This is a genomic window from Acuticoccus sediminis (assembly GCF_003258595.1).
GTDB classification, from domain to species: domain Bacteria; phylum Pseudomonadota; class Alphaproteobacteria; order Rhizobiales; family Amorphaceae; genus Acuticoccus; species Acuticoccus sediminis.
This window is the reverse complement of the sequence record NZ_QHHQ01000002.1, coordinates 317,807-341,800: the sequence shown is the minus strand read 5'-3', so window position 1 is coordinate 341,800 and position 23,994 is coordinate 317,807. Positions and strand designations below refer to the sequence as shown.

General features: G+C 70.3%; 22 protein-coding genes. 2 read left to right on the top strand and 20 right to left on the bottom strand.

Going from position 1 to position 23,994, the window contains the following annotated elements; all coding sequences use genetic code 11:
* Window positions 1-8: 8 nt before the first annotated feature.
* The 6 genes from DLJ53_RS09720 to DLJ53_RS09695 form a co-directional block, all read right to left on the bottom strand.
* Window positions 9-1,178, bottom strand: a complete 1,170-nt coding sequence (locus DLJ53_RS09720) for an ABC transporter permease subunit (RefSeq protein ID WP_111344713.1) — start codon at window positions 1,176-1,178, stop codon at window positions 9-11.
* A 76-nt stretch (window positions 1,179-1,254) separates the two neighbouring features.
* The gene (locus tag DLJ53_RS09715; protein ID WP_111344711.1) at window positions 1,255-2,286 is read right to left on the bottom strand and encodes an amino acid ABC transporter substrate-binding protein; all 1,032 of its coding nucleotides are present in this window, start codon (window positions 2,284-2,286) and stop codon (window positions 1,255-1,257) included.
* Window positions 2,287-2,695: 409 nt separating this feature from the next.
* Entirely contained in the window at window positions 2,696-3,901 is a 1,206-nt protein-coding gene (locus DLJ53_RS09710; protein ID WP_111344709.1) for an NAD(P)/FAD-dependent oxidoreductase, read from the bottom strand.
* A complete protein-coding gene (locus DLJ53_RS09705) occupies window positions 3,898-4,716 on the bottom strand; it encodes an NAD-dependent epimerase/dehydratase family protein (protein ID WP_111344707.1) in 819 nt (272 codons plus the stop codon). Before DLJ53_RS09705 ends, DLJ53_RS09710 begins: the two co-directional genes overlap by 4 nt.
* Before the next feature lie 539 nt (window positions 4,717-5,255).
* Window positions 5,256-7,013 carry a cobalamin-dependent protein gene (locus DLJ53_RS09700; RefSeq protein WP_111344705.1) on the bottom strand — a complete coding sequence of 586 codons (1,758 nt, stop codon included), beginning with the start codon at window positions 7,011-7,013 and terminating at the stop codon, window positions 5,256-5,258.
* A gap of 13 nt (window positions 7,014-7,026) precedes the next feature.
* The gene (locus tag DLJ53_RS09695; RefSeq protein WP_111344703.1) at window positions 7,027-7,554 is read right to left on the bottom strand and encodes a cupin domain-containing protein; all 528 of its coding nucleotides are present in this window, start codon (window positions 7,552-7,554) and stop codon (window positions 7,027-7,029) included.
* Between the two features lie 103 nt (window positions 7,555-7,657).
* On the opposite strand from DLJ53_RS09695, the gene DLJ53_RS09690 reads away from it, so the two are divergent.
* Window positions 7,658-9,316, top strand: a complete 1,659-nt coding sequence (locus tag DLJ53_RS09690) for an FAD-dependent oxidoreductase (RefSeq protein ID WP_111344701.1) — start codon at window positions 7,658-7,660, stop codon at window positions 9,314-9,316.
* 156 nt (window positions 9,317-9,472) lie between these two features.
* On the opposite strand, the gene DLJ53_RS09685 is transcribed toward DLJ53_RS09690, so the two are convergent.
* From DLJ53_RS09685 to DLJ53_RS09655, 7 genes are all read right to left on the bottom strand, one after another.
* Window positions 9,473-10,774: an NAD(P)/FAD-dependent oxidoreductase gene (locus DLJ53_RS09685; RefSeq protein WP_111344699.1), complete on the bottom strand. Its 1,302-nt coding sequence runs from the start codon at window positions 10,772-10,774 to the stop codon at window positions 9,473-9,475.
* On the bottom strand, window positions 10,758-11,507 hold the full coding sequence (locus DLJ53_RS09680) for an ABC transporter ATP-binding protein (protein ID WP_111344697.1): 750 nt from the start codon (window positions 11,505-11,507) through the stop codon (window positions 10,758-10,760). The genes DLJ53_RS09685 and DLJ53_RS09680 overlap by 17 nt, the downstream gene beginning before the upstream one ends.
* Window positions 11,428-12,261: an ABC transporter ATP-binding protein gene (locus tag DLJ53_RS09675; RefSeq protein ID WP_111344695.1), complete on the bottom strand. Its 834-nt coding sequence runs from the start codon at window positions 12,259-12,261 to the stop codon at window positions 11,428-11,430. The genes DLJ53_RS09680 and DLJ53_RS09675 overlap by 80 nt, the downstream gene beginning before the upstream one ends.
* Window positions 12,258-13,271, bottom strand: a complete 1,014-nt coding sequence (locus tag DLJ53_RS09670; protein ID WP_111344693.1) for an ABC transporter permease subunit — start codon at window positions 13,269-13,271, stop codon at window positions 12,258-12,260. The genes DLJ53_RS09675 and DLJ53_RS09670 overlap by 4 nt, the downstream gene beginning before the upstream one ends.
* Window positions 13,271-14,221: a branched-chain amino acid ABC transporter permease gene (locus DLJ53_RS09665; protein WP_111344692.1), complete on the bottom strand. Its 951-nt coding sequence runs from the start codon at window positions 14,219-14,221 to the stop codon at window positions 13,271-13,273. Before DLJ53_RS09665 ends, DLJ53_RS09670 begins: the two co-directional genes overlap by 1 nt.
* Before the next feature lie 140 nt (window positions 14,222-14,361).
* The gene (locus tag DLJ53_RS09660; protein WP_111344690.1) at window positions 14,362-15,471 is read right to left on the bottom strand and encodes a branched-chain amino acid ABC transporter substrate-binding protein; all 1,110 of its coding nucleotides are present in this window, start codon (window positions 15,469-15,471) and stop codon (window positions 14,362-14,364) included.
* 155 nt (window positions 15,472-15,626) lie between these two features.
* Window positions 15,627-16,397: a GntR family transcriptional regulator gene (locus tag DLJ53_RS09655; RefSeq protein ID WP_111344688.1), complete on the bottom strand. Its 771-nt coding sequence runs from the start codon at window positions 16,395-16,397 to the stop codon at window positions 15,627-15,629.
* A 137-nt stretch (window positions 16,398-16,534) separates the two neighbouring features.
* Between DLJ53_RS09655 and DLJ53_RS09650 the strand changes: the two genes are divergently transcribed.
* A complete protein-coding gene (locus DLJ53_RS09650; protein ID WP_162409051.1) occupies window positions 16,535-17,290 on the top strand; it encodes a pyrroline-5-carboxylate reductase family protein in 756 nt (251 codons plus the stop codon).
* Here the strand turns inward: DLJ53_RS09650 and DLJ53_RS09645 are convergent.
* From DLJ53_RS09645 to DLJ53_RS09615, 7 genes are all read right to left on the bottom strand, one after another.
* Window positions 17,285-18,043, bottom strand: a complete 759-nt coding sequence (locus tag DLJ53_RS09645; RefSeq protein WP_111344684.1) for an SDR family oxidoreductase — start codon at window positions 18,041-18,043, stop codon at window positions 17,285-17,287. The two genes, DLJ53_RS09650 and DLJ53_RS09645, sit on opposite strands and share 6 nt — an antisense overlap.
* A complete protein-coding gene (locus tag DLJ53_RS09640) occupies window positions 18,040-18,963 on the bottom strand; it encodes a 3-hydroxyacyl-CoA dehydrogenase NAD-binding domain-containing protein (protein WP_162409049.1) in 924 nt (307 codons plus the stop codon). The genes DLJ53_RS09645 and DLJ53_RS09640 overlap by 4 nt, the downstream gene beginning before the upstream one ends.
* Window positions 18,960-19,844 (bottom strand): hypothetical protein, encoded by an 885-nt coding sequence (locus tag DLJ53_RS09635; RefSeq protein ID WP_111344680.1) that lies wholly within the window; start codon window positions 19,842-19,844, stop codon window positions 18,960-18,962. The genes DLJ53_RS09640 and DLJ53_RS09635 overlap by 4 nt, the downstream gene beginning before the upstream one ends.
* A gap of 135 nt (window positions 19,845-19,979) precedes the next feature.
* Complete coding sequence (locus DLJ53_RS09630) at window positions 19,980-21,287, bottom strand: alpha/beta fold hydrolase (protein WP_111344678.1); 1,308 nt, start codon at window positions 21,285-21,287, stop codon at window positions 19,980-19,982.
* 2 nt (window positions 21,288-21,289) lie between these two features.
* Window positions 21,290-22,261 carry an alpha-ketoacid dehydrogenase subunit beta gene (locus DLJ53_RS09625; RefSeq protein WP_111344676.1) on the bottom strand — a complete coding sequence of 324 codons (972 nt, stop codon included), beginning with the start codon at window positions 22,259-22,261 and terminating at the stop codon, window positions 21,290-21,292.
* Between the two features lie 2 nt (window positions 22,262-22,263).
* Entirely contained in the window at window positions 22,264-23,238 is a 975-nt protein-coding gene (locus DLJ53_RS09620) for a thiamine pyrophosphate-dependent dehydrogenase E1 component subunit alpha (protein ID WP_146619922.1), read from the bottom strand.
* Window positions 23,239-23,477: 239 nt separating this feature from the next.
* Window positions 23,478-23,792, bottom strand: coding sequence for an NIPSNAP family protein (locus DLJ53_RS09615; protein WP_111344672.1), 315 nt, complete (start codon window positions 23,790-23,792; stop codon window positions 23,478-23,480).
* Window positions 23,793-23,994: the final 202 nt, after the last annotated feature.

Sequence of the window (23,994 nt, the reverse complement as noted above, 5' to 3'; positions counted from 1 at the left end):
CCACCCCCTCACGTGCGAAGCTGGTCGCCCTTGAGGGCGATGGCGCGGTTGATGGTGTTGAGGATCGCCGCGAGGCCGAAGTTGATGATCAGGAAACCCGCCATCAGGATGCCGATCAGCTCCAGCGTCTGGCCGGACTGGTTGATCGAGATCGACACGACCATGAAGAAGTCGGTGAAGCCGATGGCGATGCCCATCGTCGTCGCCTTGATGAGCCAGACGTACTGGTTGGTGAGGATCGGCAGCATCGCGCGGAGGGCGAGAGGAAAGCGCACCTTGGTGAAGACCTGAAGGGGCGTGAGGCCGAGCGCCTCTGCTGCCTCCACCTGTCCGTGGCCGACCGCCTTGAAGCCCCCGCGCACGATCTCGCCGATATAGGCGCCGCCGTAGATGGCGATGGCGAAGGCGAGGGCGGCGAGCTCCGGCGTGATGCGGATCCCGCCTTTGAATGCGAGGCCCTTCAGCTCCGGAACGCCGACGAAGGGAAGCTCCGGCAGCCGCCCGGCGACGAAGATCACCGCCATCACCGCGAGGCCGACCGCCAGCACCGCGAGCTGAAGCCGGCCCTTCTCGCGCGGCTCGTACCGCCGGAAGCGCGGCGCGGCGGCGATGAAGACGATGAGGCCGAGCGCCGCGAGGAGTGCGAGGATGCCGAGGAAGGCCGAGAGGCCGGTGATGTTGAGGCCCGGCACGTAGAGCCCGCGGCTCGTCAGGTAGACGAGCCCCTCGACCGACAGGGCCTGGCGCGGCGCGGGGAAGCGCGTCGCGACCGCGTACCAGAAGAACACCTGCACGATCAGCGGGATGTTGCGGAAGATCTCGACGTAGATCGTGCCCAGCAGGCGGGCGATGTCGTTCTGCGACGTGCGTGCCATGCCGACGACGACGCCGACGACGGTGGCGAGAACGAGCCCGATCGCCCCCAGGAACAGCGTGTTCATCACGCCGATCAGGAGCACCTTCCAGTAGGGGTCGGAGGGCTTGTACTCGATGAGGGAGAAGGTGACGTCCCAGCCGGTGGACTTCCAGAGGAAGTCGAACCCGGTGGTGAGATGCTGGGCGTTGAGGTTGGCGCGCGCCTCGAGGACGCACACCAGGACGAGGCCGGCCCAGAACAGCAGGTAGGCGGCCTGGGCGACGACCGCCCGGACCTGCCGGTTGTAGACGGCGGAGATCATCGCGTGCTCCTCGCGATCGGGGAACCGGCCGGAGCCGGTGGGGCGCCCTTCCTGGTGGGGGAAGGGCGCTGCGGGATCAGTCGAAGACCATCGGGAACATCACGCCGCCGTCGATCCACAGGCGGTTGAGGCCGCGCGGCATCTTGTAGACGGAGCCGTCGCCGATGTTGCGGTCGAAGATCTCGGCGTAGTTCCCGACCGTCTTGATCATCGTGTAGGCCCAGTCGTCCGAGAGCTGGAGCGGCGAGCCGATGCCGGGCGTCGCGCCGAGGAGCTTGCCCACCTCGGAGGTCGGCGGGTTGGCCTTCATCTCGTCGACGTTGGCGCTGGTGATGCCCTCCTGCTCGGCGAACATCAGCGCCGACAGGATCCAGTTGATGACGTCGAGCCACTGCTCGTCACCCTGGCGCACGATGATCACCTCCGGTTCGAGCGCGAGGACGTCGTCGAGGATGATGTGCGCGCTCGGGTCCTCGGCGACCGTGCGGGCGATGGCGAGCGTCGGGCCCCACTGGGCGTAGAGGTCGCAGCGATGGGAGAAGTAGGCCTCGCGCAGCTCCTCGGTCTTCTCGAAGAGGACGGGCTCGAGGGTGATGCCGATGCGGTCCGCGTAGGAGGCCACCTGCCGTTCGATCGTGGTGCCGGCGGGGATGCAGACCGAGCCGCCGTCCGCGTCCTTCAGCGAGGCGATGCCGAGGTCCTTGTGCGCCATCACCTTGGTGGTGCCGAGGTAGTAGGGGCGCGAGAACTGGAGGCCGAGGTCGGTGTCGCGGCTGAAGGTGGCGCCGGAGGCCTTGATGATGAGGTCGACGTCGCCCGACTGGAGCGAGGGCCAGCGCTGCGCCCAGGAGATCGGCACGATGTTCAGCTTGTCGGGCGCGCCGAGAACGGCGGCGGCAACGGCCCGGCAGAGGTCGATGTCGAGGCCCTTCCAGGCGCCCTGGTCGTCCACTTCGGCGAAGCCGAGGAAGGAGCCGTTGTGGCCGGTGCACTCGAGGGTGCCGCGGTCCTTGACGGTCTTCAGCGTCGCGCCGAACTCGGCGTGCGCCGCGCTCGCGCCGAACGCGAGGCCGGCGGCCAGAATGGCCGTGACGATGGAGTGCTTCATGCCGTTCTCTCTTTGCTCTTCATGGTCGTGACGTTGCGGGGTGCGTGATGAGGGCAGTCGCCTCTGGTCGGCGGCCGGCCTTGCTCGGGGCGGCGCTGGTGGTGGTGGGCCGCCGCCCTATGGCGCCCGGAGCGGTGGCGCGGGTCCGGTGCGTGGGGCGGGCGTCACCGGCATCACGCCGCTGGATGGCCCGTCCGTCCGTCCCGTCCCGTTCGCCGACCTCATCCGTCCGCCGTCCCCCAATCGGGCGGGTTCGCAGGATTGCGGCCGCCGATGGTGCCTTGCAAATCAAGATCCGTGCCGGAACGGCGCGCCGGCGCGGCGACCCGTTCCGAGGGCACGGCGAGAGCCGCGGGGCGGGGCCGTCCGGTCCCGCCCGCTTCGTCGCCGGGCGTGGTGTCCGGCGCGGTCAGATCACCGCCTTTTCGAGGAACGGGCGGTTCTCGATGACCCGCTCGTAGCCGACCTCGGAGAGGTCGATGGCGCGGAACTCGCCGTAGGTGATGAGTTCGGACACCGCCCGCCCCGCCGCCGGGCTCTGCTGCAGGCCGTGCCCGGAGAACCCGTTGGCGTAGATGAAGTTCTGCACCTCCGGGTGGCGCCCGACGATCAGGTTGTGGTCGAGGACGTTGAAATCGTAGTGCCCGGCCCACTGGTTGATGACCTTGATCGCCTCGAAGGCGGTCGAGCGGGTCGCGAGCGCAGGCCAGATGATGTCCTCGAACTCCTCGTAGCGGGGCTCGAAGTCGTCGAACGGGACGGCGGGGTCGTCCACCGGCGCGGCACCGCAGAGGAAATAGCGGCCCTCCGGACGGCAGAAGACGCCGGTGGGGTCGATCATCAGCGGCAGCCGGCCGCCGTTCACGGTCGCGGTGCCCTCGGGCGAGTTCGCGGCGTCGAACACGAACATGGTGCGCTTGCGCGGCTCGATGGGAACGTCGAGGCCGGCCATCTTCGCCGTCAGCGCCGCGCGCGGGCCGGACGCGTTGACGATGGTGCCCGCCTCGACGACGGCGCCGGACTTCAGCGTCACGGTCGTGACCTTGCCGCCCTCGCGGCCGATGGCGACCACCTCGTCGGCGACGAAGTCCGCGCCGAGCGAGCGGGCCTTGGCGCGGAAGCCGTCCATGAGGCCGGTGTTTGAGAACCAGCCCTCGTTGGAGCGTCCGTAGGAGCCGAGGGTGAGGTCGTCGACATTGAGGTGCGGGAAGGCAGCCTTCAGCTCGTCCGGCCCCATCAGCGCGACGTCGGCGCCGCAGGCGACCTGCACCTCGTGGTTCTCGCGCAGCGTCTTGACGCCTTCCGGCGTGTTGGCGAGGAAGAGGTAGCCACCCTCGTGGAAGCCGAGATCGGGCTTGTCGCCGTCGACCTCCATGGTCTCCGCGAACGCCTTGATGAAGGAGACGCCGAAGAGGCCGATCCTCACGTTCACCGGATTGGAGAACTGCGTGCGGATCGCCGATCCGGACAGCGAGGTCGACGCGGTGCGGAAGGTCGGGTCGCGCTCGACGATGAGGACGGACCCGTCGAAGTCCGGGTTCGCGGCGAGGAAGTAGGCGACGGCGGAGCCGATCACGGCCCCGCCGACGATCACGACGTCATAGTGCTTGTTCATTGGGCCGTCTCGTCATCGGGGTGGGGGAAGTCGACGAAGCCGCCGCCGTAGCACCGGGTTGCGAGCGCCATCGGGTCGGCGACCGGCACGGTCGCCTCGAGCGCCGCACGGAACGGCTCGGTGGAGTCCTGGGGGATGTAGCCGAGGTGGCCGGCCTTCGAGTTGTCGACCGGCTTCACCTTGTTGTCCGACATGCCGAACGTGATCGTGTGGCCGACGTGGGGCGCGGTCAGGCAGGCCGTGAAGAGGCGCACGCAGTCGTCGAAGGAGAGCCACGACCACAGGTGCCGCCGGTCGGCCGGCTCGGGGAAGGAGGAGAAGATCCGCACGCACGCGGTCTCGATCCCGAACTTGTCCCAGTAGAGGCTGGATAGGGCCTCCACGAAGCACTTCGACACGCCGTAGAGGCTGTCCGGCCGGACGCGGCTGTCGGCGTCGATGTGGTCGGTCAGGCGGTGGTAGCCGATCGCGTGCACCGACGAGGCGTAGGCGATGCGCTTCACGCCGTGTTTCCGCGCGCCCTCGTAGAGGTGGTAGGTGCCGCGGATGGTGGAGTCGAGGATCTCCTGCCAGGGCAGCTCCACCGGCGCGCCGCCCATGTGGACGATGGCGTCGACGCCCTTGGTGGCCTCCATCGTGGCCGCCTCGTCGGCGAGGTCGAAGATGACGGCTTCTTCGTTGGGTTTTAGGTCCGTGATCATCTCACGGTCGGCGAGGCGGATGGTCCTGGCGAGCGGGGCCAGGCCGTGGCGCAGCTCGCGGCCGAGACGGCCGGCGGCGCCGGTGATGAGGATGGTGTCGTAGGGCGTAGTCATTCGCTGGGGTTCGCTCCGTGATGGGGTCGCCACGCCGAGGGCGGCGGGACGGTGGCCGCGCGGCACGCGGCCGGGAAGCCGGCGCGGGGCGCTGCCGGGGCCGGCGCGTCCCGTCGGCCGGATCGCGCCGGGCACGGACGGGACGCCGCCGGTGCGCGGCGAGCCGAGGGCGAGGCTAGCGCATCATCGGTCCGGATTGAATCGATCTGAGCAAGGAGAATGTCCGGCCGTTACCGCGAACGGGCGCGCCTTGGTACGCGCGGTCCGGACCACACCCAGCCGCCCCACCGCCGTGGGCCGGAACGACGCGCCGCCGCTCGGACACGCCGCCGGGCGTGGTCGCGGCGACGCCGGAGATCGCGGTCTCGGTCTCGTCTGTCCGGGGTCGGGTGTCGGCTCGCATGTCGGTGGTCTCCCGCGAAGGGGAGACATCGTCCGCCCCGACGCTCATCCGCTGGCTAACCCACTGAGTGGCAAGGGCCGTGCCAACGGCCGCGACGGGTCGTGCCGTGGAGCGGTCGGATCGGACTCGCGCGGCGTCAGTCGGCGCTGGCGCCCTGGGGAGTGCGCTCCAGCAGCACGGGGAGCATGTCGTCGAGGTCGGCGCAGGGGATCGCGCCGGTCGCCCGGATCTCCTCGGTGAGGTCGAGGGGGAGGCCGGAGTTCGACTCGTCCGGGATCCCGTTGAGCTTGCCGCCGATCACCACCGGAGACGTCATTCCGCTCGCGGCGACGAGGCCGATGACCTCGCGCGCGTAGGCGAGGCCGATCCCGTTGTAGGTGCTGATCGCGATCACGTCGGCGCCGCTCTCGCGCGCCCGCGCGACCAGCACGTCGGCGTCGACCGCGACGCCGCCGTCCACCACCTCGACCCCGGCGCCCTCCAGCGCGCGCCGCACCAGGTAGGCGCCATGCTCGTGAACGTCCGTCGTCCCGACGATGACCTTCGGCGCGCGGCCCCCGCCGGCGGCGAGCTGCGCGCGGTGGGCGCCGGCCCAGTCGTCGGCCATGTGGTTCAGCTCCTCGGCCCAGTCGGCCGGGACGAGCGGGCTGCCGCGCGCGGCAGCCTGCGCGCCGGCGCCGAACAGCGCCTCCATCCGCTTCGGCCCCATGCGGCGGATCGCCAGCATCAGCGCGGCCGGGTCGGCGATGTCGACGCCCCGCTCGGCAAGCCCCTGCAGCGCCCGCATGGCGAACGCCTGCCCGCCGGCGACAAGCGTGTTGGCGAGCGCCTCGATGGCCTCGACGTCCGTCGTCGCGGCGTGCACGGAGGCATGCTCGCATAGCCGCGCGGCGAAGAGCTGGGCGTCGCGGATCTCGTCGACGTCCGGAATGCGCTCGTTCTCGGTGACCGGGACCGGGTTGATCGCGTGGCCGCTCGGGTGGCGCATCAGGGCGAGGATGTCGGCCAGCAGGTAGCTTGCGAGGCTCGCATAGTTGGCCGCAGCGTCGGACCGGTAGGCGACGGTGTTGCCGAAGATCATCGTGCCGGGCGTGTCGGTGAGCCGCGCGACGGCGGTCTGGAACGCGGCCCGGCTCAGCGGGTGCGAGAAGTGGTGGCCGAAGCAGAACGAGGCATTGGCGCCGATCAGGTCCTCGACGATGTGCTTCTCGATGATGACCATGCCCACCGCGGAGGCCATGTCCACGAAGAGCCCGGCGAAACCGTCGTCGAGGTTGGAGTGGACGAGGATGTCCGCCTCCTGCGCGGCGATCAGGCCGATCGCGGTGACCGTCGCCTCGGTCGTCGCCACGTCGTCGTCCCAGTGCGGCAGGCGGAAGGTGAAGTACTGGCCGAGATTGCCGATCGCCGTCGCCCCGGCGGCGATGGCCGCCCGCGTGTTCTCCAGCGCACCCGGGAGGCCGAGCATGAAGTCGCCGAAGTGGCAGGCCGACGGGCTGGCGTTGGTGATGCGCGCGAAGTCGTCCGGCTCCGTCAGCACGATGCCGGTTCCGCGCACCGCCCCCGCACGGCGGTCGACGGGATAGCCCATCGTCCAGTCGAGCGTGACGCCGAAACGGTCGATCCGCTCGCCGCGCCGCGCCATCGCGTCGGTCAGCTCGGCCATCGCGTCGACCGTCCGGCCGACGCTGCGGAAGCCTATGTGCGCATGGCGCATGATCCGCCCCTCGGCGGCGGAGCGGCGCTTGTAGGCCGCCTCCGACGGGACGCCCTGCGCCGTCAGGAAGAGGCAGCGGCCCAGCCGCCAGTCCCCCGCCATCGCCCGCCCGTCGGCGACGAGCTCGCGGCCGGGGCGCAGCCGCGGATCGACGAGCGGTGCGGGGGGCGGGGCCATGGCGGTGCCTCTCTCAGAGCGCGTTCGGGTCGCGCTGGTCCTGTGGCTGCGCACCAAACACCGTCGCGCGCTCGATTTCGAGCACGTTCTCGGGACGGGGGAAATTGGTCGGCACCTTGTCGCCGGGCGACCGCTGCTTGCCGATGAGGCGGAAGAAGTCCTCCAGCCCGTTCGGCACGATCAGCCAGACCCAGCGAAGGTCCGTCGGCCCCTCGTTGATGAACATGTGCCGGACGCGCTTCGGCAGGAACACCGTCGTCCCGGGCTCCATCGGGTACGAGGTGCCGTCGATCACCGCGCGTCCGGTGCCCTCCAGCACGAAGATCGCCTCCTCGTTCTCCTCGTGGGTGTGCTCGCGCACGTAGCCGCCGGGGGCCACGTTCTGCGTGCCCATCCCGAACGGGTTCTCCATGCCGACGATGTGCGGGGCGAGAACGACGTCGATAAACCCGTTGGCGGGAACCGGCTGCCAGTAGCTCTCCCGCTCCTTCGGGCCGGAAACGTATACGCCGATCTCGGCCGGGGCGCGCTGGGTGTCCATCGAAAACTCCGCGGAGGATGGTCAATAAAAGTGCATACAGAATGGTGGACAGAATTTGTGCGTTGGTCAACAGTCTGCCGCAGCAATCGGAGAGGCGCGCGGCATGACGGCATCGGGAGACAGCTTCGACGTGGTGGTGATCGGCTCGGGCTCGGCGGCCTGCTCCGCCGCGCTCCGGGCCGCGAAAGGCGGGCTCCGCGTCGTCATCCTGGAGAAGTCGGAAAAGGTCGGCGGGACCTCGGCGATGTCCGGCTCCGGCATCTGGATCCCCGCCAACCACGTCGCCCGGCGCGACGGCATCGCCGACAGCCGCGAGGAGGCGCTCGAGTACATCCGCGGCGCCTCGCCCCTCGGCTGGGCCGAGACCGAGGACGGGCTCTGGCAGGCCTTCGTCGAGAACGGCCCGAAGATGCTCGCCTTCCTCGAGGAGAACACCCCCCTCGACCTCAGGATCATCGACGAGCCCGACCCGATGGTTGAGGTCCCCGGCGGCAAGACCGTCGGCCGCATGGTCTCGCCGATGCCGCTGTCGCGCAACCTCCTCGGTCCGCTCGGCCGGCACCTGCGCCGCTCCACCCTGCCGCACCAGTTCACCTACCAGGAGATCGTCGGCCACGACGTCTACCACCACCCGATCAGGGCCGGCCTCGCCCTGTGGCCGAAGCTTCTCCGCCGCGTCCTCGGCAACAGCGGCGGGCAGGGGACGGCCTTGATGACCGGCCTCATCCGCGGTTGCCTCGACGCCGGCGTCACCATCCGCCGCGCCACCCCCGTGACGGCGCTCGTGACCGGCGACACCGGCGAGGTGACCGGTGTCGAGGTCGAGGTGGACGGCGTGCGCTCCACCATCGCGGCCGGGCGCGGCGTGGTGATCGCGTCGGGCGGGTTCGAGTGGAACGAGGGCCTCTACGGCGAGCACTTCCCAGGCCCTAAGGACCGGATCGGCACCCCCCGCACCAACACCGGCGACGGCCAGCGGATGGCCGCGGCGATCGGCGCGAAGCTCGACCGCATGGACCAGGCCAACATCTACCCCTGCCTGCCGACCCGCTACGAGGGACGCCCGCACGGGATGCCGATGACCTTCCAGGCCGAGCCGCACTCGATCATCGTCAACCGCCATGGCGCCCGCTTCGTCTCCGAGAGCGACTACAATATCGGCGAGCACCTCAACGCCCACGACCCCGACACCGGGATGCCGATGCACCTCCCGGCCTGGCTGATCGCCGACCATCGCTTCCTCGGCACTTCGCTCCCCTTCCGCTGGTACCAGAGCTACGAGAAGGGATGGGTGAAGAAGGCCCCGACACTGGACGCGCTGGCCGCGCAGATCGGTCTCCCCGCCGACGCCCTCGAGGCGACCGTCGCGCGGTTCAACGCCATGCTGCGCGAGGCGGGCCGGGATACCGAGTTCGGCCGCGGCGAGTCCGCCTGGGAAGCCTACAAGAACCACGCGGCCGGGGGGACCCTCACGGGCCTCGAGGCGGCCGCGGCGAAGGGGCTCGGCACGATCGAGAAGGGGCCGTTCCTGGCGATGAGCATGAACCTCTCGACCATCGGCACGAAGGGCGGCGCCCGCACCAACGCCAGGGCGCAGGTCCTGCGCGAGGACGGCAGCATCATCGCCGGCCTCTACGCGGCGGGCCTCGCCATGGCCAACCCCTTCGGCACCCGCGCCGTCGGCGCCGGAACCACCATCGGCCCGAACATGACCTGGGGCTACATCGCGGCCGAGACGATGCTCACCGACAACCGCGGCTGAATGGGAGCCGCGGGGCCTGTTGGCGGCGCCGCGGGGCTCGGGCTTCACCAGGGAACAGGCTCGGGGGCCGCCTTTCCGTGGGGACGGGGACGCCGCGCCATGAAGCGGTGGTGCGGCGCCAGCGGGTGTTTGGCAGTGGGGCGCTGCGCCATCCGCCTACTTGTCCGTGCGGTCCCTCAGGCGGTGCCAGGGGTGGATGTGGTTGGCGATCGTCGTCGCCATCCAGTGCGAGGGGACCGTGCGGATCGCCGTCACCGGAAGCGGCATGTCCGCGTCGCCCTTCTGGCCGGCCGCCAGCCGGCCCATCTCCCGGCCCAGCGACATCGAAGCCGCGACGCCCCGGCCGGAGTAGATGCCGCCGAAGATGAGGCCGTCCCCCAGACGGAAGAGCCGCGGCTTGCGATCCGGCACCACCGCGAAGGTGCCCTCCCAGTAGTTCTCGATCTCAGGGTCCGCGCCAAGCTGCGGAAAGGAGTCGGCCACCGCCCGGGCGATCTTCGCGAGCCCCCGCCGCTCGGCGTTGTGCCAGAAGCTGTGCGTGCCGCCGGTGACGATGCGGAAGTCGCGGTCGTAGTGGTAGGCGCGGATGTCGCGCCGCGTGTCCGAGACGGCCGGGTTGCCGACGAGGATCGACTGGCGGAGCGCCTCCGGCACCGGTCGCGTCGAGGCCTGGAACACCTTGAACGGGATCATCGCCCGGCCGAGCTCCGGCCAGATGTCCCCCGTCAGCGCGTTCGTCGCGAGGATCACCTGCCGCGCATTGACCGAGCCGCCGGCGGTGAAGATCCGCCAGCCGGCTCCCTCGCGCACGATGCGCGTCGCGCGGCTGTTCTCGGCGATCGTGACGCCGAGCCCTTCGAGCGCCGCGGCGAGGCCCACCGTCAGCGCGAACGGGTTGATGTGGCCGCTCCCCTCGACGCGCCAGCCGGCCGTGTACCTGGCGCCGACGATCCCGGTGACGGTCTCGCGGTCCAGCCACTCGACGGCGTGGCCGAGCGCCTTCCACTCCTCGTAGACCTTGCGGCCGCGCGCGGCCGCGGTCGCCGAGTGGCACGGCTGGATCCAGCCGTTCTCCACCTGGTGCGCGTCGATGCCGAAGCGGCGCATCGTGTCGAAGACGTGCCCCGCCGAGGCCGCGATCATCGCGTTGTAGCGCTGGCCGATCACGGGCCCGAACGTGGCCTCGATCTCCGACGGCGACGCCTTGGAGTGGTGCGAGATGACGAGGCCGTTGTTGCGGCCGGACGCCGCCGAGCCGATCTCGTTGCCCTCCAGCAGCATCGCCTCGAGACCCGCGTCAGCCGCCGCCAGCGCCGCGCCCATCCCGGTGAGGCCGCCGCCGACGACGAGGACGTCGACCTCCGCCTCGCCCGTCAGCGGCGCGGCCGCGGTGCGCGCCGGCCCTGTCTTGCGCCACAGGTGAGGCGTCTTCCAATCGACGTCAAACGTGGAGAACATCGTCCGTCGCCCCTCCGAGATAGGCGTCGCCGAGCGCGCTGTGCTCGGCCATATGCTGGGCGTCGCCGTGCAGGCGGACGCGGCCGGTGTTGAGAAGATAGGCGTAGTCCCCGCACTCGAGCGCGAGCTGCACGTTCTGCTCCACGAGGAGGATCGACATCCCTTCCCTGGACAGGTCGAGGATGATGCGGAAGATCTGGTGCGCGATCAGCGGGGCGAGGCCGAGCGACGGCTCGTCCAGCATCAGGAGCTTCGGCTCGGCCATCAGCGCGCGGCCGACCGCCAGCATCTGCTGCTGCCCGCCGGAGATGCGGCTCGCCATGCCGTTGCGCTTCTCCTTCAGCACCGGGAAGTGGTCGAACACCTCCGCTCGCAGGTCCTCGAAGGAGCGGTTCGAGCGGCCGATGTGCGCGGCGACGAGGTTCTCCTCGATCGTCAGGCGCTGGAAGATCTGCCGGCCTTCCGGGCAGTGGGCGAGGCCGGCGCGCACCACCGTCTCCGGCCGCGCGTTGGTGATGTCCCTGCCCTCGAAGGTGATGGTGCCCATCGTCGCCCGCGCGACGCCCGAGATCGAGTTGAGCAGCGTCGTCTTGCCCGCCCCGTTGGGGCCGAGCACGACGACGATCTCCTGTCGGTCGGCCTCGAGGTTGATGTCAGTGAGTACGCCGACGCGTCCGTATCCCGAGCTGAGCCCTTCGATCTTGAGCAGCGGCCCGGATGTCTTCGATGTCATTGGGAGTCCCCAGATACGCGAGTTGGACGTCGCTCGATGCCTGCACCTCGGCCGGCGTGCCCTCGAACAGGAGCTTGCCGTGATGCAGCACCTTGATGCGGTCGCACAGGCTCATCACGAGGTCCATGTCGTGCTCGACCACGATGATGATGCGGTCCGGCCGGCGCAGCGTCGCCAGACGCTCCGTCAGCTCGGCCGTCTCGTGGTGGTTGAGGCCGGCGGCGGGCTCGTCGAGGAGCAGCACCTTCGGATCCTGCGCCAGCGCGCGGGCGATTTCCAGCATCCTCTGGCGGCCGTAGGGCAGGCTTCCCGCCTCGCGGTCGGCGAAGCCCTCCAGGCCGAAGACCTTCAGGATCGCGATGGCGCTCGCCCGCCGCTCGGCCTCCCGGCGCCGGGCGTAGGGCGGCCAAAGCACCTCGCGCCAGATGCCGCCCTTGTCGCGGTCGTAGAAGCAGACCTCGAGGTTCTCGGCGCACGTCATCTGGTCGAACAGGCGGATGTTCTGGTAGGTGCGCCCGAGCCCGCCGTTGGCGATCTCGTACTTCTTCAGGCCGTCGAGCCGCGTGGCGTCGAGGCGGATCTCGCCCTCCGAGACGGTGTAGGAGCCGGCCGTCATGTTGATGAGGGTCGACTTGCCGGCGCCGTTGGGGCCGATGATGCCGTGGATCAGGCCAGGCTCGAAGATGGCCGAGACGCCGTCGATGGCGACGTTGCTGCCGTAGCGCTTGGTGAGGTTCTCGAAGACGAGGGTCATTTGCCGAACAGCACCTTGACGAGCCGCACCGGGCCGAGGGTGCGGGGCACGATCCCCGCGGGCCGGATGATGATGAGCGTCACCATGAGGAGGCCCAGGAAGAGGATGCGCCACTCGGCGAACTCGCGCAGCACCTCCGGCAGAAGGATGAGGATCGAGGCGCCCACGAACACGCCAAGGATGTTGCCCATCCCGCCGATGACGATCATGAGGACGATCAGGACCGACTCCTGAAGCGTGAAGCTCTCCGGCGAGACGAAGCGCTGGGAGGCGGCGAAGATCACGCCGGCGATGGAGCCGATGGTCGCCGAGATGGCGAAGGCGGCGAGCTTTACGTTCGTGGTGTTGATGCCGACGCCCTTGGCCGCGTCCTGGTCCTCGCGGATCGCCGCCCACGCCTTGCCGAGGATGGACCGCTCGAGGCGCCAGACCAGCGTGCCGACGATGAAGACCGTGACGACCAGCAGCCAGAAGATCTCGCCCGGCCGCGCGATCGACACGCCGAGGATCGACGCCTTGTCGATGCCGAAGATCCCGCGCGGACCGCCGGTGAGGTCGTCGAGGTTGTTGAGGAGGATGCGGATGATCTCGCCGAAGCCGAGCGTGACGATGGCGAGGTAGTCGCCCCTCAGCCGCAGCACCGGCATGCCGAGGAGGATGCCGGTGATCGCGCCGATGGCGGCGGCGATCGGCAGGATCACCAGGATCGGCAGGTGCAGGCCGAGCTGCGGGCTGGCGAGAAGGCCGTAGGTGTAGGCGCCAACGGCGTAGAAGGCGACGAAGCCGAGGTCGAGGAGGCCGGCGTAGCCGATCACGATGTTGAGGCCGATGCCGAGCAGCACGTAGATCAGCAGGCTGTTGACGACGCGGATGTAGTAGTTCGGCAGGAACGGCGTGACGGCGATCAGCGCCACGATCGCCGCGAGGAGGAGGAAGGCGGCGAGGCGCCGGCCGAGGCGCGAGCCGGTCGCCTCCGCCTCCCGGGAATCTGCGAGGGTCTGGGCCGACATCAGAATTCCCTCTTGTAGACCATGCTCTCTTCCGACACGGGCTCGCCGAGGATGCCGGCGGGGCGGAACAGAAGCACGAGGATGAGGATCGCGAAGGCGAGCACGTCGCGGTACTCGGTGCCGAGGGTGCCGAACGACACGATCGGCAGCAGCGCCGTCCCGGCGACCTCGACCGCGGCGAGGATGAAGGCGCCGAGCATCGCGCCGGGGATCGAGCCGATGCCGCCGAGGATCGCCGCGGTGAAGGCCTTGAGGCCGACGACCGCACCCATCGTGGGGGTCATCACGCCGTAGTAGCTGGCGTAGAGGATGCCGCCCGCGGCGCCCAGCAGGGGCCCGACGAAGAACACCATCGAGATCGACCGGTTCACGTTGATGCCGAGGAGCTGCGCGGTGGCGCGGCTCTCGGAGACCGCCCGCACGACGATGCCGATGCGCGTCTTGGTGACGAGGATCTGCAGCCCGCCCATCAGGATGAAGGACGCGATCAGGATGCCGATCTGGATGGTCGTCAGCGAGCCGCCGAAGAACTCGAAGCGCTCGTTGGGAAAGAAGCTCGGGAACGCCCGCGGCTGCGGGCCGGCGAGGATCTGGATCGCCGCGACCAGCGCCAGCGAGACGCCCAGCGAGGACAGCATCGGCGCGATGCGGGTTGAGCTGCGCAGCGGCTTGTAGGCGAGCCGCTCGATGCCGACGCCGACGAAGCCGGTGGCGAGCACCGCGGCGAAGAAGGCGACCGTCAGGGCCAGCGCGCCGGCGCTGCCGACGTCGCCCACCATCAGGCTGAGCGCGAGGAAGGCGGCGTAGGCGCCGAGCATGAACATCTCGCCGTGGGCGAAGTTGATCATCTTCAGGACGCCGTAGACCATCGTGTATCCGAGCGCGATGAGCGCGTAGATCGAGCCGATGGTCAGCGCGTTCACGGTCTGCTGTACGAAGTGACCCACCATGGGGGGCTGTCATCCTTGCGATGCGGGGCGTGGCGCACGCCGGTCGACGGGCGTGCGCTGCCGGCCACGCGGCGGGCCGTCCGCCGACAGGACAGGGCGGCCGCCGCTCCCGAGGGCGCGCGCGGCCGCGGACTCGGACCTTACATCTGGTCGATCAGGACGAAGGCGCCGTCTTCGACCTTGTAGAGGAAGGACGGCGCCACCTTGAGGTCGCCGTTCTCGTCGAACTCGAGGTGGCCCATGACGGTGTCGACGGACACGTTGTGAAGCGCCTCGTTCATCGCCTCGCGGGAGAGGTCGGCGGTGGTCTTCAGCACCTCCTCGAGGATCTGGCCCTGGACGTAGCCGTAGATCGAGTACGGTCCGGGCTCCTCGCCGTAGGCCTCCTGGTACTTCGCGGCGAAGTCCTTGATCGCGTCGGAGGCGTCCATCGGCGGGACCTGGATGGCGACCGTCGCGCCCTCGACGTTCTCGGCGCCGGCCTGCTCGATGAACTCGGGCGTGTAGCCGCCGTCCGGGACCATCAGCGTGGCTTTGACGCCCTGGTCGTGCATCTGGCGGGCGAACAGCGCGAGCTGCGGCATCACCGCGCCGAGGTAGATGACGTCAGGGTTCATCTGCTTGATCTGACCGAGCACGGCGCTGAAGTCGACGTCGGTCGGGGCCACCGCGAGCGTGTCGAGCACCTCGCCGCCGCCGTCCTTGAAGTTCTTGCCGAAGATCTCGGAGATGCCCTGGCCGAAGACCTGCTTGTCGTTGACGATGACGGCGGTCTTGGCGCCGAGCGTCTCGAGGGCGTACTGCGCCGGGAGGAGGGCGCCGGCGAGGTCGTTGGCGACCGGGCGGACCATGTACTCGTAGCCCTGCTGGGTCAGCGACGGGTTGGAGCCGAAGGTCATGTTCGGCAGGCCGCAGTCGTCGTAGATCGGCAGCGTGGACTGCGCGACGCCGGAGTTGAAGTTGACGAGGCCGATGACGACGTCGTCGTCGTCGCAGAACAGCTGGGCGACGAGCGTGCCTTCGCGGGGATCGGCCTTGTCGTCCTGCTGGTTGTAGTTGATCGTCACGCCATTGACGCCGCCGGCCTTGTTGAGCGCGTCGGCGTACAGCTTGAAGCCGTTGTGCCAGGTGTTGCCGAAGTAGGCCTGGGCGCCGGAGAGCGGCGCGGAGAGACCGATGGTCATCTCCTCGGCCAGAACCGGGGTCGCGAGAAGCGACGCCGAGATCATCAATGCGGCTCTGAGTTTCATGTCCTAACTCCCGAAGTGATGTTCTGAGGACAAGCCCTCGACGTCGGGCTTCGCCGCAGTCGGAACCGCGGGGGCCGATCGCTTGCGAACAGTTGCGGGACGTATGGGATCAGACCGGCCGACCGACGTCAATAAAGTGTCGACAACTTTGTCGTCTATTTTGAATGCTGCTCAGCATTCAGACGCTTTGCTCGCTTCTTGCGCTGCTGGAAAGGGCTGGTGCCGCTTTCATAGATTTTGAGAAGCGCGTCCTTCATGGCCTGCTGCGTGGCCGAGACGGTGATCTCGATGTGGCTCCGAAGCGCAGCGGTTCCGGCCTCCACGTCGCGTTTCATCGCCGCGTCGACGATCGCGTCGTGCTGCAGGACCTGGCCGGTGTCGTGGGTGACGTGCTCGATCTGTATGCGCCGGATGAAGCGGATTCGGGCATTGATGGCGGAGAGTTGCTTGGGGATCTCCTGATTGCCGGAGAGCTCCGCGAGCATCATGTGGAACGTCTCGTCGAGCTCGAGGATCTCGTCCGGATCGCGGTCGCGATAGTCGTCCCGCACGGAGGCCCAGAAGTCACCGAAATCGGCGAGGTCCTCGGGGTCGGCGCGCTTGCACATCAGCTGGAACGCGGCGCATTCGACGATGGAGCGCAGCTCGTAGAGGTCGAGGAGGCCCTCGGTGCTGAGCGGGCGGACGTGGAAGCCGCGGTTCGGCGAGAGCTCGACGAAGCCCTCGCTCGCCAGCCGGTTCAGCGCCTCGCGGATCGGAGTGCGCGAGAGGCCGAGCGTGCGGGAAAGCTGCACCTCGTTGATCCGCTCCTCCGGGCGCAGGCGAAATTCCACGAGAAGCTTGCGGATCGTCTCGTAAGCCCGTTCGCTGCTGTCGGCGGAGCGCTTCTGCAAGGGGGCGCCGGCATCGGCAACGGGATCGTCCATTGGGTCTCCTTCGCGGTCGGGACCGCGGGCGGGTGGGCCGTCGGGCAGGGCGTTGCGAGACGCTCCCTCAGGTGCATACAAGCTATAACGCACTTTTCGGGCCGCCGGAACGGCAGCCGCCTGCAATGGATCGGGATATGACACTCGGGATCATCGGCGTCGGCCATCTCGCTGTGGCCGTGATCGAGGGGCTGATCGCCTCCGGCATGGCGCCGGGGGACATCCTCCTCGCGCCGCGGGGCAAGGGACCGGCGATGGCGGACCGGTTCGGCGTGCGACTCGCCGCCGACAACGCCGCTGTGGTGGCGGAGAGCGGGATCGTTCTCCTCGCGGTGCGGCCGGGCGCGGCGGCGGACGCGGTGGCCGACCTCGGCTGGCGCCCGGGCCAGCGGCTCGTCTCCGCCTGCGCCGGCGTTCCGATCGAGGCGTTGCAGCGGGCCGCGCCGGAGGCCGAGGTGGTGCGTGTCATGCCGCTGACCGCGGCGTCCATCGGTGCCAGCCCGACGCTGGTGTTCCCCGCCGACCCCGACGTCGTGGCGCTGCTGGAGCGGGTCGGCAGCCCCGTTCCGCTCCGGCGCGAGGACGATTTCGAGGTCGCGACGGTCCATGCGGCGGTCTACGGCTGGGCGCAGGCGCTGATCGCGACCGGCGCGAAGTGGTCGGCGGCGCAGGGGCTCGACGAGGCCACCGCCCGCCGCCTCGCCGCCCGAACCTTCGTCGCCGCGGGCAGGATGATCGCGGAGCAGCCGGCGCCGATGGACGACCTGATCGCGGCGCTCGCCACCCCCGGCGGCATCACCGAGGCCGGGCTGAGGAGCCTCGAACGGTCCGGCGTGCCGGCAGGGTGGGAGGAGGCCTGCGATGTCGTCCTCGGAAGGCTCAAGGGATCATAGGTCTGCCGGACGGCGGTAGACGTGGCCGCCCGGCGCCTGGTCGGTCGGTGACAGGACCAGCTCGGTGACGTCCGCATGCGGCGGCAGGGCGAGCGCGCCCCACAGCGCCTCGGCGACGTCCGCCGGGCGGAGCGGGCGCTCCTTCGTGTACATCCGCGCCGTCAGTGCGTCCCGGTCGCCGCCGAAGCTCTCGAGGTAGAAGTCGGTCTCGACGCGCCCCGGAGCGATCTCGGTGATGCGGACACCGGTGCCGGCGAGGTCGTAGCGCAGGACATGGCCGGCCTGGGAGAGGCCCGCCTTCGCGGCGGCGTAGGCGGTGGTGCCGGTGAAGACGCCGCGCGCGGCCGAGCTCGTGAGGTTGAAGATGTGGCCGCGGCTGCGGGCGATCATGCCCGGCAGGAGCGCACGGATGAGCTGCAGCGGGGCGGTGAGGTTGAGAGCCAGCGTCTCCGCCGTCTCCTCGGCGGTCTGCTCGGCGAGGGGACGGACCGTCGCGAGGCCGCCCGCGTTGTTGACGAGGACGTCGATCTCCGCCCCCGCGAGCGCGGCGATCACCGCGTCCGTGTCGGTGACGTCGGCGGCGAGGGGGACGAGCCGTTCGCCGAGCTCATCGCGCAGCACGCCCAGCGCCTCGGCGCTGCGGGCGAGCGCGTGGACGGTGAGCCCGCCCTCGACGAGGCGCCGCGCGATCCCGGCGCCGATCCCCTTGGAGGCGCCGGTGACCAGCGCCGACCTGTAACCGTTGACGCTCATAGTGCTCCCTTTGCCGCGACGGCCTTCAGAATGTCGACGATGCCGGCGTCGCGCTCGTCCCGCAGCGTGTCGAGGCCGCGCGCCTCCAGCATCGGCGTGACGCTCCTGACGACGCCGGCGCGGGTCGCCTCGTCGAGCGTCGCGTCGCCGAGGTCGGCCCAGATCGCCTCGTAGGTCGCGCCGTACTTCCTCAGGAAATCGTCGATCCCGGCGGCGTTGAGGCTGTTGGAGATGAACGAGCCCTGGAGGCCCCACTTCGGGCCGGGGCCGTAGACGAAGGCACGGTCGACGTCCTCGGCGCTGGCGACGCCGTCGCGCACCAGCGCGATCGCCTCCCGCCACATCGCCCCCATGAGGCGCAGGGCCAGGTGCCCCGTGACCTCGCGGTTGAGGATCACCGGCTTCTTGCCGACCGCCTCGTAGAAGTTGCGCATGCGCTCCGGCAGGGCCGGATCCGTGCGTTCCCCGCCGACGATCTCGACCAGCGGCATGATGTGCGCCGGGTTGAACGGGTGGGCGAGGACGATCCGCTCCGGCCGCGCGCAGTCGGCCTGCATCTGGGTCACGTGCAGCGCCGAGGACGACGATGCGATGACGACCTCGGTGCCGACGTGCCGCTCGATCTCGGCGAGCAGCGCCCGCTTGGTCTCGATGTTCTCCGGACCGCTCTCCTGAACATGGTCGACGCCGGCGAGCGCCGTGGCGATGTCGGTGAAGAACGTGATGCTGCCGCCTGGTCGGGCGGCGCCGAAGAGGGCGACGAGGTCGGCATCGAGCGCCGCGCGGATCATTCCGAACCGGTTCCAGGCGTCACCGTCGGGATCGTGGCAGCGCACGGGGTGGCCGAAGTGGGCGAAGGCCGCGGCCCAGCGCTGGCCGATGACCCCGAAGCCGACGACGCCGATCGTCTCGGTGCTCATGATGCCGCTCCCATCGCCGGCGCCTCCGACAGCGCCTCGCGAAAGCCTTCGTTGATGTCGTTCCATGGGATCAGGAGGTCCAGCCACGCGGCGATGCGGCCGGCGATCAGGATCGCCTCGTCCACCAGCGGGCCGAGCTGCTGGCCCGGCGCGTCGAGCGCGGCGGCGGCGGCGAACAGCGTGTCGGCGGTCGTCGTCATGTGGCAGAAGTCGCGCAGCCGCACCGCCGCCTTGTCGAGGGCGATGGCGGTCGCGGTGCGCAGGCCGGCCTCGTCGCCCGCGTCGAGGCGGCTGCGGATCCACCACAGCGTCTCGTGCAGCACCCGTGCCTCCGACTCGGCCAGCATGACCGGGCCGACCGGGTGCATGATCGCGCGCGATCCGGTGAGTGCCGCGACGTCGGCCGGGCACTCGGCCCAGAGGGCGAGGCGGGCGACATGCAGTGCGGTCGGGACGGCCGGCGTCGGTGCGGCGGCGGCTGGCGCGTCCCCGCTCGCGGCGAGCGTGCCGGTGAGACGACGCCGGCCGGCCTCGGCGCGGAGCCGCTCGCCGAGCGCGACGACGCCCTCGACCGGCGCGTCGATGTGGCCGAGCACCGTCACCGACGCCGTCTCCGCCTGCAGCGGGGCGAAGGTGATCTCGAGGAACTGGCGCACCGGCCAGTAGATGAAGGCCCCCGGCCTGGCGCTGAGGACGTCGACGCCGCCCTCCACGTCCTCCACGAAGGGGGCGTGCCAGTAGATGTGGCTGCCGGCGATCTTCGGGGTGTGGAGCTGGAGCGGCATCGGCAGCGCGGCGAGGAGCGCTGCCATCGTCCGCGGCGCGCCTTCCGCCGGGACGATCGGGCACGTGAAGCCGTCGGCGGTGAACGTCAGTCTCATTGCGCGGCGCCTGTCGGGACGGGGGACGCCTGCAGCGCCGTCGGGCGCAGGGTGCGGACCGTGAAATCAAGCGTCATGTCGTCGGTCTTTCGCGTTCGGGGACGGGCCGCGGCGGTCGGGAGATCGGGGATCGTGTCAGCCGGCACTGCGGACCGTCTCGGTGAGGAGGCGCGCTGTCAGGGCCGGCGCTTCGAGCTGCGGAACGTGGCCGACGCCGTCGAGGACGTGGCAGGCCGCATGCGGCGGCAGTGCGGCAATGTCGGGGACGCCGACGATGCGGTCCTCGCGGCCGAAAACCGCGCGGAGCGGCATTTCGAGCCGGGCGAGGGCGTCCGTCACGTCGAAGGCGGCGCGGCCACCGGGGAAGAGGTTGCGCGCCATCATGCGCATCGGCTCGCGGCTTCCGTCGCGGGCGATGGCGGAGAGGGCGGCGGCGGCGAACCCGTCCGGCAGGCGCTCCGGCGCGGCGACCATCTCGGCGAGCCACACGCCGAGTGCCTCCGGTGTCTCGGCGTCGACGAGGCCGGAGATGAAACCCGCGTGGATCGCGGCGCCGAGGCCGGCGGGCGCCAGCAGCGCGAGAGAACGCACCACGAGCCGGCCGCGCGCGGCGAGGGCGATCGCAGCGGCTCCGCCGAGGGAATGGCCGGCGAGGTGGATCTCGTCGAGCCCCTCGCCCTCCAGCCGGTCGGCGAGGTTGTCGGCGATGGCATCCAGCGAGACGGCGCGCATGCCGGCGCGCTTGCCGTGTCCCGGGAGGTCCGGCGCGATCGTCGGGACGGCGGATGGCAGGAGGCCGCGCACCGCGTGCCAGCTCGTCCGGTCCGCCCCGAACCCGTGCAGCAGGACGAGCGGCGCCGCACGGCCCGTCGCGAGGACCGGCGCTGAGAGGGGCGCGGGCGCTTCGCCGCCGAACCTCTCGGCTGGCGGCTGCGCGGCGGGGGCGGAGGCTGCGCCCTGGCGCGTGGCGGCGGCCTCGACGTCGCGGGCCTTGATCCGGCCGCGCGGCCCCGTCCCGGTGAGATCGGCGAGGGCGACGCCCTTCGCCCTCGCGAGGCGGCGGGCGAGGGGGCTCGCCACGACCCTGGGGTCCGCGACGGCGGACGGGGAGGCGGCGGACGGGACGGCGGCAGGAGATTGCGCCTCCGTCGTCCCGGCGGACGCCTCGGACCGCGGTGCGGCCGGCGCCGCCTCGGCGGCGCTGTCGGCGATCAGGCCGAGGACGTCCCCGACGGGGGCCTCCGCGCCCTCGGCGACGTGGATCGCGGCGAGCCAGCCGTCCGTCTCCGCCTCGACCTCGGTGGCGGCCTTGGCGGTCTCGACGACGACGACGAGTTCCCCGCGCGCGACGCGGTCGCCCGGCGTCTTGAGCCATTCCTTGACGACGACGGCGTCCATGTACTCCCCGCCCGCCGCGTCCACTTTGATCGGGTGCAGCGCCATCTTCAGCGCACCGTGTCCAGCGCCGCCCGGCGGATCGTCTCGGCCGACGGGAGCATCGCGCTCTCCAGGGTCTCGGCGTAGGGGATCGGCATGTCCGGCAGGGTGACGCGGGCGACCGGCGCGTCGAGCTCGTCGAAGGCGTGGTCCATGATCGTCGCCGACAGCTCCGCAGCGTAGCCGCAGAAGCGCCAGCCCTCGTTGACGACGACGGCGTGGTGGGTCTTCGCGACGGAGGCAACGACCGCCTCGAGGTCCAGCGGGCGCAGGCTGCGAAGGTCCACGACCTCGGCCGAGACGCCGTCCCCGGCGAGGCGCTCGGCCGCGGCCAGCGCCTCGTGCACCATCTTCGACGTGGCGAAGAGCGACACGTCGGTGCCCTCGCGCCGCACGACGGCCTTGCCGATCGGCACGACGACGTCGTCCGGCACCTCGTCGCGCATGTTGTAGAGCAGCTTGTGCTCCAGCACGATGACGGGGCCCGGATCGCGGATCGCCGCCTTGAGGAGCCCCTTGGCGTCGGCCGGGGTCGCGGGGGCGACCACCTTGAGGCCCGGAATGTGCGCCAGCATCGCGTCGAGCGACTTGGAGTGCTGCGCGCCCGCGCCGGAACCGCCGCCGCCCTGCGTGCGCATCACGAACGGCATCGTCACCTGCCCGTTCCAGATGTACTCGTAGATCGACGCCTGGTTGACGAGCGCGTCGAGGGTCAGCGGCACGAAGTCGGCGTACATGATCTCAAGCACCGGGCGCGTCCCGGTCATCGCCGCCGTCACGGCCATCGCGGTGAGGGCCTGCTCGGAGATCGGCGTGTCACGCACGCGAAGGTCGCCGAACTCCTCGCGCAGGCCCTTCGTGACCTTGAAGACGCCGCCGTAGCGGCCGATGTCCTCGCCGAACAGGAAGACGGTCGGGTCGGCCTGCATCTCTTCCCGGAGGGCGGCGTTGAGCGCCTCCGCATATCGCATCATCGCCATGGTCAGTTCTGTGCTGCGGTGTACGGGGCCGACGCGGCGTCGACGGCGAAGGTTGGGAACGGGGCCTCGAAGGCGGCCTCGAACGCCTCGGCAATCTCACGGGCGGCGGCCTCGCGCATCTCGGTGAGGCGCTCGGCGCCGAAGGTCGGCTCCAGCGCGTCGAAGGCGATGCGGATCGGGTCGTGCTCGCGCCACTTCGCGATCACCTCCGGGTCCTGGTAGCCGCCCATGTCCGACGTGGAGAAACCCTCGACGCGATAGGTGTTGGCGACGATCAGGCCGGGGCCCTCGCCGCGGCGGGCGCGGTCGGCCATGTCGGCGGTCGCGCGATAGACGGCGACGGCGTCGTTGCCGTCGACGGTCTCGACCGGCATGCCGTAGCCGGGTGCGCGCAGGGCGAAGTCGTCCACCGCCGACTGCACCTCGGTCGGGACCGTGAGGCCGTAGTGGTTGTGCTCGAGGACGAAGACGACGGGCAGCTTCCAGAGGCCGGCCATGTTCATCGCCTCGTGGCAGATGCCGGTCTGCGAGGCTCCGTCGCCGAAGACGGTGACCGCCACCTCGTTGGTGCCGCGCACCTGGGCCGAAAGGGCCATGCCGGTCGCGGCGGGAATGCCGGCGCCCACGATGGCGTTGCCACCGATCATGCCGAGGGACGCGTCGGCGATCAGCATGTGCCCCGCGCGCCCGCCGCACGCGCCGGTGGCGCGGCCGAGGATCTCCGCCACCACGGGGCCGGGCTCCATGCCCTTGCCGATATAGACGGCGTGGCCGCGGTGGGTCGTCGTCACCTTGTCGGCGAGGCCGAGGGCGGCGGTGACGCCGACACCGACCGCTTCCTGCCCGTCGCAGCGGTGGATGGGGCCGCGCGTCCTGCCCTTCTTGTGGAGCCGGCCGAGCTCTTCCTCCAGTTCCCGGACGAGGCACATGCGGCGGTACATCTCGAGGTGATCCTCGGGGGATGGGGCATTGCGCACGGGGAAGACTCCTGGCTGGCGCGAGGCGGACGGTTATCGCACGGGCGGGACGGCGGATTTTGCACGACGACGAGGGTGTCGGCAAAAGTGTATGCACTCATGATGTCGCGGACGACCCGTCCTTGCAAGGCGTCCCGGCACAAGAATCTCGGCCCCTGGTGTCCATGCCGCGGGCGGCGCGCAACGCGCCGCTGCGGGCGGACATCAATGCCCGCCCTTGGTCGGCGGCTTGGCGGGGCCTACTGCAGCGGCGAGAAGTCGGTCGGGAGCAGCACGCGCGAGTTCTGCTGGGCGAGGAGACCGTCGACGCGGCGCATGTAGTCCTGCCACTCGGGGTCCGCGAGCATGGCGCGCCGGCGGGCCAGGCGGTCGTCGAGCCCCTCGTAACCCCAGAGCGCGACGACGTGGTTGAGCTCGCCGATCTCGGACGTGAAGTAGCCGATGAACGTGCCGAGATACTTCTTCTGAATCTCGACGCCGTAGGTCTTGTAGAGGTTGACGAACTCGGCGAGTTTGCCGGGCTTCACGTGGTAGTCGCGTTCTTCGTAGATCATCGGTCAATCCAAGGTCGGGCCGGCCTGCGGCGTCCGCGGGTGAGCCCACCCCGGCAAGCGCCGCCGCGGCGACCGCGGCGCATGCGCGGATCGGCCGGGTGCCAACTTGCCGACCGAGTGTGCTCAATTCTGTCGACACATTCGATGATGATCCAGCCGATCCCTCCGACGCAAGCCCGCCCGCGCGATAATCCCACTGGAA